The organism is Pseudomonas sp. (genome assembly GCF_049590575.1).
In the GTDB taxonomy this organism is placed as follows: Bacteria; Pseudomonadota; Gammaproteobacteria; order Pseudomonadales; family Pseudomonadaceae; genus Aquipseudomonas.
Genome location: NZ_JBAWDE010000436.1, coordinates 1 through 4640 on the forward strand (window position 1 = coordinate 1; position 4640 = coordinate 4640).

Sequence of the window (4640 nt, forward strand, 5' to 3'; positions counted from 1 at the left end):
GAGCAACAGGGCCGCGGCGGTGATGCTCAGCAGCAGCGTGCGGGCGAAGCTCGCGTCCCGGTCGCGCTTGGCGGTCTGGTCCTGGCTCAGCAGGTCGCTTTCTTGCAGCAACTTGTCCAGCCACTGCTCAAGCTGGTTTTGAGTCGCCTCGGTGCTGAGCTGGGCATCCTTGAGGCTTGTCAGCTGAGTCCGATAGTCCAGCAGCACATTTTTCAGCGCGCTGGCGTCAACCGGCAGCTTGCCGACAACGGCTTGAGCGCCGTCGAGGGCCGGCAGCGCGTCGTTCAGCGCATTCGCGTAGGCCTCAAGCGATTCGGCAGCCCAGGCGGGGCTCTGGGCGCGGTCTTCGGCTTGTTCCATTGCCTGGCGCAGTTGTTCTACGGCGTCCAGCGCCTTTTCGTCATCTTGGTCGGGCAGGTTGCTGGCCAGTTCCGACAGGCTGTCGCTGCTCAGCACCGAACTGCGCTTGAGCTGTTCGCGGGCGCTTTCGCGTTGTTTGATCAAGCCCTCCAGGCCGCCCAAGGCGCTTTTAAAATTCGCGACAAAGCGACGCGACTCCTGCAATTGCTGTTGGTTGATCGGATCGGTAAAACGCGGCGAAAGATCCTCCAGCAGGCGGTCAATTTTCTCCATATGCAGGCCAACTTTGGCCAGGCTCGCCGGGTCGTTCAGGGTTCGATACACAATGCGATCGGCGCGCAATTCTTCGCCGACGACGGCCAATTGCGAAAGAATCGTGAGTTTTTGTGAGCGATTAAGTGATGCGTTCAACGCTTGCCAGCCCGTTGCCGCGATGACGAGGCAAAGGCTGAGCACCAGGGCAAAGCCCAGCGCCAGTTTGAGGGTGACGCTGGTGTTGCCCAGCAGGCGGGTCAGTGGACGAAACATGGTGAACCTCCAACGAATCAAAAGGAGCGTTTCGGGAGTCCGGCTGACACGGGTCAGGGGAAATGAAACGCTACTTTTATTCGGCGCCAGGTGTGTCATTCACGACCTGATAAACGCGTAGGAAATTTCACAAATTCACAGGGTGGCGGCCATGATGGCCGCCACGCGGGGCTCAAACCTTGAAGCGGCCTACCAGGGTTTGTAGGTAAATACCCAGGCGAGCCAGCTCGGCACTCGACGCGGCGGTTTCTTCGCTGGCGGCGGAGGTTTGCTCGGAGACGTCGCGCACATTCAACACACTGCGGTTGATCTCTTCGGCCACGGCGCTTTGCTGCTCGGCGGCGGTGGCGATCTGGGAGTTCATCGCCTGGATGGTCGAGACCGTGCGGGTGATGTTGCCCAAGGCACTACCGGCCCGGCGGGTCAGCTCGACGCTGCTGTCGGTGAGGCTGCGGCTGTTGTCCATGATGGTCGCCACCTGTTGGGTACCGCTTTGCAGGCCGACAATCAGCTCTTCGATCTCTTCGGTGGACTTCTGGGTGCGCTGCGCCAGGCTGCGTACCTCATCGGCCACCACCGCAAAACCACGCCCGGCTTCACCGGCACGCGCCGCTTCAATCGCGGCGTTGAGGGCCAGCAGGTTGGTTTGCTGGGCCACGGACTTGATCACGTCGAGCACGCTGCCGATCTTGTCGCTTTCGCGCTTCAGGTCGCCCATGGCGACGGTGGAATTGCCCACCTCGGTGGCCAGGCGTTCGATCTGGGCGATGGCTTCACCCACCACCTTGTCGCCCTCACGGGCCTGCTGGTCGGCGGCCACGGCGGCTTCGGAGGCTTCTTCGGCGTTACGCGCCACTTCCTGCACGGTGGCGGCCATTTCATTCATGGCGGTGGCCACTTGGTCGGTCTCGACCTTCTGGCTGTTGACCCCGGCGCTGGTCTGTTCGGTCACGGCCGACAGTTGCTCGGCGGCGCTGGCGATCTGGGTGACGCCGTCGCTGATGCCGCCGATCAGTTCACGCAGGCCCACGCTCATACTTTGCATGGCGCGTTGCAGTTGGCCCAGTTCATCCTGGCGCAATGAGGTCAGGTTGTGGCTGAGGTCGCCGGAGGCCACGCGTTCGGCGACTTGAAGCGTTTGGTTCAGCGGAATGGTGATCTGGCGGGTGATGGCCCAGGCGGCGAGGATGCCGAAGGTCAGCGCCAACGCGGTGGCCAGCAGCAACAGTTGTTTGGCATGCGCGGCATCGGTGTCGCGCACGGCGGTTTGCGAGGTCGTCAGTTTATTACTGCGGTCGAGCAGGGTATCGCCTTGCTCGCCCATCTTTTTCATCGCCGCGGCACTGGCTATCTGCGAGTCGCGGTATTGGCTGACTGCGGCGCGGTAGGCTTGCAGCGACACGCTGGCCTGCTGCAGGTTGGTCGTGTATTGCTCCGGCAACTGGCCGGTGAGTGCGCTGATTTTTTTCAGGGCGTTATCGATGGCGTCCAAGGCCGGTTGTTCCGCCTCGACCTTGCCGCTGTAGGTGTAGCCGCGCACCTGGAACCGCGCTTGTTGAATCAGCTTGCTCAGGTCGACCACGCTATTGAACTGGGTGACGCTGTCGCCTTGCAGCAGGGCTTTCTCGATTTCACCGACCTTGAGCACCGCGTTGTCGGCGGTGTCGCCCAGCTTGCTGCGAGCGTTTTCGCGATTGGCACCGGCTTGCACCATATCGTTGAAGGCGCGCTTGTATTGATCGATTGCAGTCAGCTGTTGATCGACCAGCAAGTTGTCGGCAGGCTGATCAATCATGGCGTCGGCTGTTTTCAGGCCGCTTTCGAGCTTAGCTATGAGGTCGTTGACTTCCGCAGGGCCTTGTTCGCCACGGCGCATCTCATAGTCCAGGCGCGCCAGGCGCAGGTCTTTGGCCAACCCGCTGAGGCTGGAGATGTAGCCCAGCTTGTCCCCCCGACCGATCACATCGCCCAGGCCGGTCCAGCCGGTGACGGTGATCATTAATGTGAGCAGCAAGACCAGACCAAAGCCGACGCCCAGTTTGGTTTTTACGCTGACATTCCCCAGCTTTTCGGCTAACCAACGATACATGCTGCGAACTCCCCTGGAACAAGGCTTGGACTTATTCCGGGGTTATCGGCCCGCATGCGGGATTCTGTAGCGAAGCTGCATGCATGTGGGAGGGGGCTTGGGTTTAGAACAGTCGGGCGAGCAGGGCGGTGACGGCGGTTTCAACCCGCAGGATGCGGGCGCCGAGCTGTACCGGCTGCAGGCCGGCTTTGGTCAGCAGGTCGACCTCATAGGGGATCCAGCCGCCTTCCGGGCCGATCGCCAGGGTCACCGGCTCGTCCAGGCCGCGCGGGCACGCCGGGTAGTCGCCCGGATGGCCGATCAGCCCCAGGGTGCCGTCGGTCATGGCCGGCAGGCGGTCTTCGACGAATGGCTTGAAGCGCTTTTCGATAATGATCTCGGGCAGCACAGTGTCACGTGCTTGCTCCAGACCGAGGATCAGTTGCTCGCGAACGGCCTCGGGCTCCAGGAAGGGGGTTTGCCAGAAGCTTTTTTCCACCCGGTAGCTGTTGACCAACACCACCTTGGGCACGCCCATGGCCGCCACGGTTTGCAGCACCCGGCGCAGCATCTTTGGGCGCGGCAGAGCCAGCAGTAACGTCAGGGGCAGTTTGGCCGGGGGCGGCAGGTCGAAGCTCACTTGCAGCTCGGCTTCGCCGGTGTCCAGGCGCAGCAGTTGCGCGTTGCCCATCAACCCGCCGAGGCGGCCTACCCGCAGCGTATCGCCCACCGCAGCGCGGTGGACTTCCTGCATATGCACCAGGCGACGGTCGCGCAGGACCACGCGGTCGGCCGCAATAAAATCGGCCTCTTCAAGCAGCAGCAGGTTCACGGCTGAGTCGCTGGCGGCTGTTCGTCGTCGGCGGTCTGGTCATCCGGGTGTTCGCCACGCTTGGTGATCAGGCTGCTGAACAGGATGCCGATCTCGAACAGCATCCACATCGGCACGGCCAGCAAGGTCTGCGAGAAGATATCCGGCGGCGTGAGGATCATGCCGACCACAAAGCAGCCGATGATCACGTACGGGCGGATCTTCTTCAGGTACTTCACGTCGACCACGCCGATCCACACCAGCAGCACCACGGCCACCGGGATTTCGAAGGCCACGCCAAAGGCGAAGAACAGCGTCATCACGAAGTCGAGGTAGCTGGTGATGTCGGTCATCATTTCCACACCGGCCGGGGTGGCGGCGGCGAAGAACTTGAAGATCAGCGGGAACACCAGGAAGTAGGCGAAGGCCATGCCGGTGTAGAACAGCAGGATGCTCGACACCAGCAGCGGCACGGCGATGCGTTTTTCATGCTTGTACAGGCCCGGCGCAATAAAGCCCCAGATCTGGTGCAGGATCACCGGGATCGCCAGGAACAGCGACACCATCATCGTCAGCTTCAACGGCGTGAGGAACGGCGATGACACATCGGTGGCGATCATCGTCGCGCCGGCCGGCAGGTACTGGCGCAGCGGTGTCGAGACGAAGGTGTAGATCTGCTGGGTGAAGGCGAACAGCCCGGCAAAAATAATGAAGATCGCCGCCACGCACCGCAGCAGGCGGGTACGCAGCTCGGTGAGGTGCGAGACCAGCGGCATGTGCTGGTCGTTTTCCGGTTTATCAGCGCTCATGGGGCTCGCGGCGGCAATGTAGGGTCATGGGGAGCGGGCGACGCAACGGGCGTCGGCGCTGGCT

Annotated in this window: 4 protein-coding genes and 1 pseudogene; all 5 read right to left on the reverse strand. The window is 62.3% G+C overall.

The window, feature by feature from the left end:
- On the reverse strand, positions 1–888 hold an 888-nt coding region (locus WBR57_RS29950), incomplete at its 3' end, for a methyl-accepting chemotaxis protein (protein WP_424089176.1).
- 172 nt (positions 889–1060) lie between these two features.
- A complete protein-coding gene (locus WBR57_RS29955; protein WP_424089182.1) occupies positions 1061–1933 on the reverse strand; it encodes a methyl-accepting chemotaxis protein in 873 nt (290 codons plus the stop codon).
- 33 nt (positions 1934–1966) lie between these two features.
- A pseudogene (locus tag WBR57_RS29960) lies at positions 1967–2977 on the reverse strand (methyl-accepting chemotaxis protein); the annotation flags it as partial.
- Positions 2978–3080: 103 nt separating this feature from the next.
- The gene (locus WBR57_RS29965) at positions 3081–3788 is read right to left on the reverse strand and encodes a 16S rRNA (uracil(1498)-N(3))-methyltransferase (RefSeq protein WP_424089178.1); all 708 of its coding nucleotides are present in this window, start codon (positions 3786–3788) and stop codon (positions 3081–3083) included.
- A complete protein-coding gene (gene tatC, locus WBR57_RS29970) occupies positions 3785–4576 on the reverse strand; it encodes a twin-arginine translocase subunit TatC (protein WP_424089180.1) in 792 nt (263 codons plus the stop codon). The genes WBR57_RS29965 and tatC overlap by 4 nt, the downstream gene beginning before the upstream one ends.
- Between the last annotated feature and the right edge of the window lie 64 nt (positions 4577–4640).

Bases quoted from the DNA above. Each gene is read 5' to 3' on its own strand.
- WBR57_RS29955 (WP_424089182.1), bottom strand. From the start codon at position 1,933: ATGCAAAGTATGAGCGTGGGCCTGCGTGAACTGATCGGCGGCATCAGC.
- tatC (WP_424089180.1), bottom strand. From the start codon at position 4,576: ATGAGCGCTGATAAACCGGAAAACGACCAGCACATGCCGCTGGTCTCG.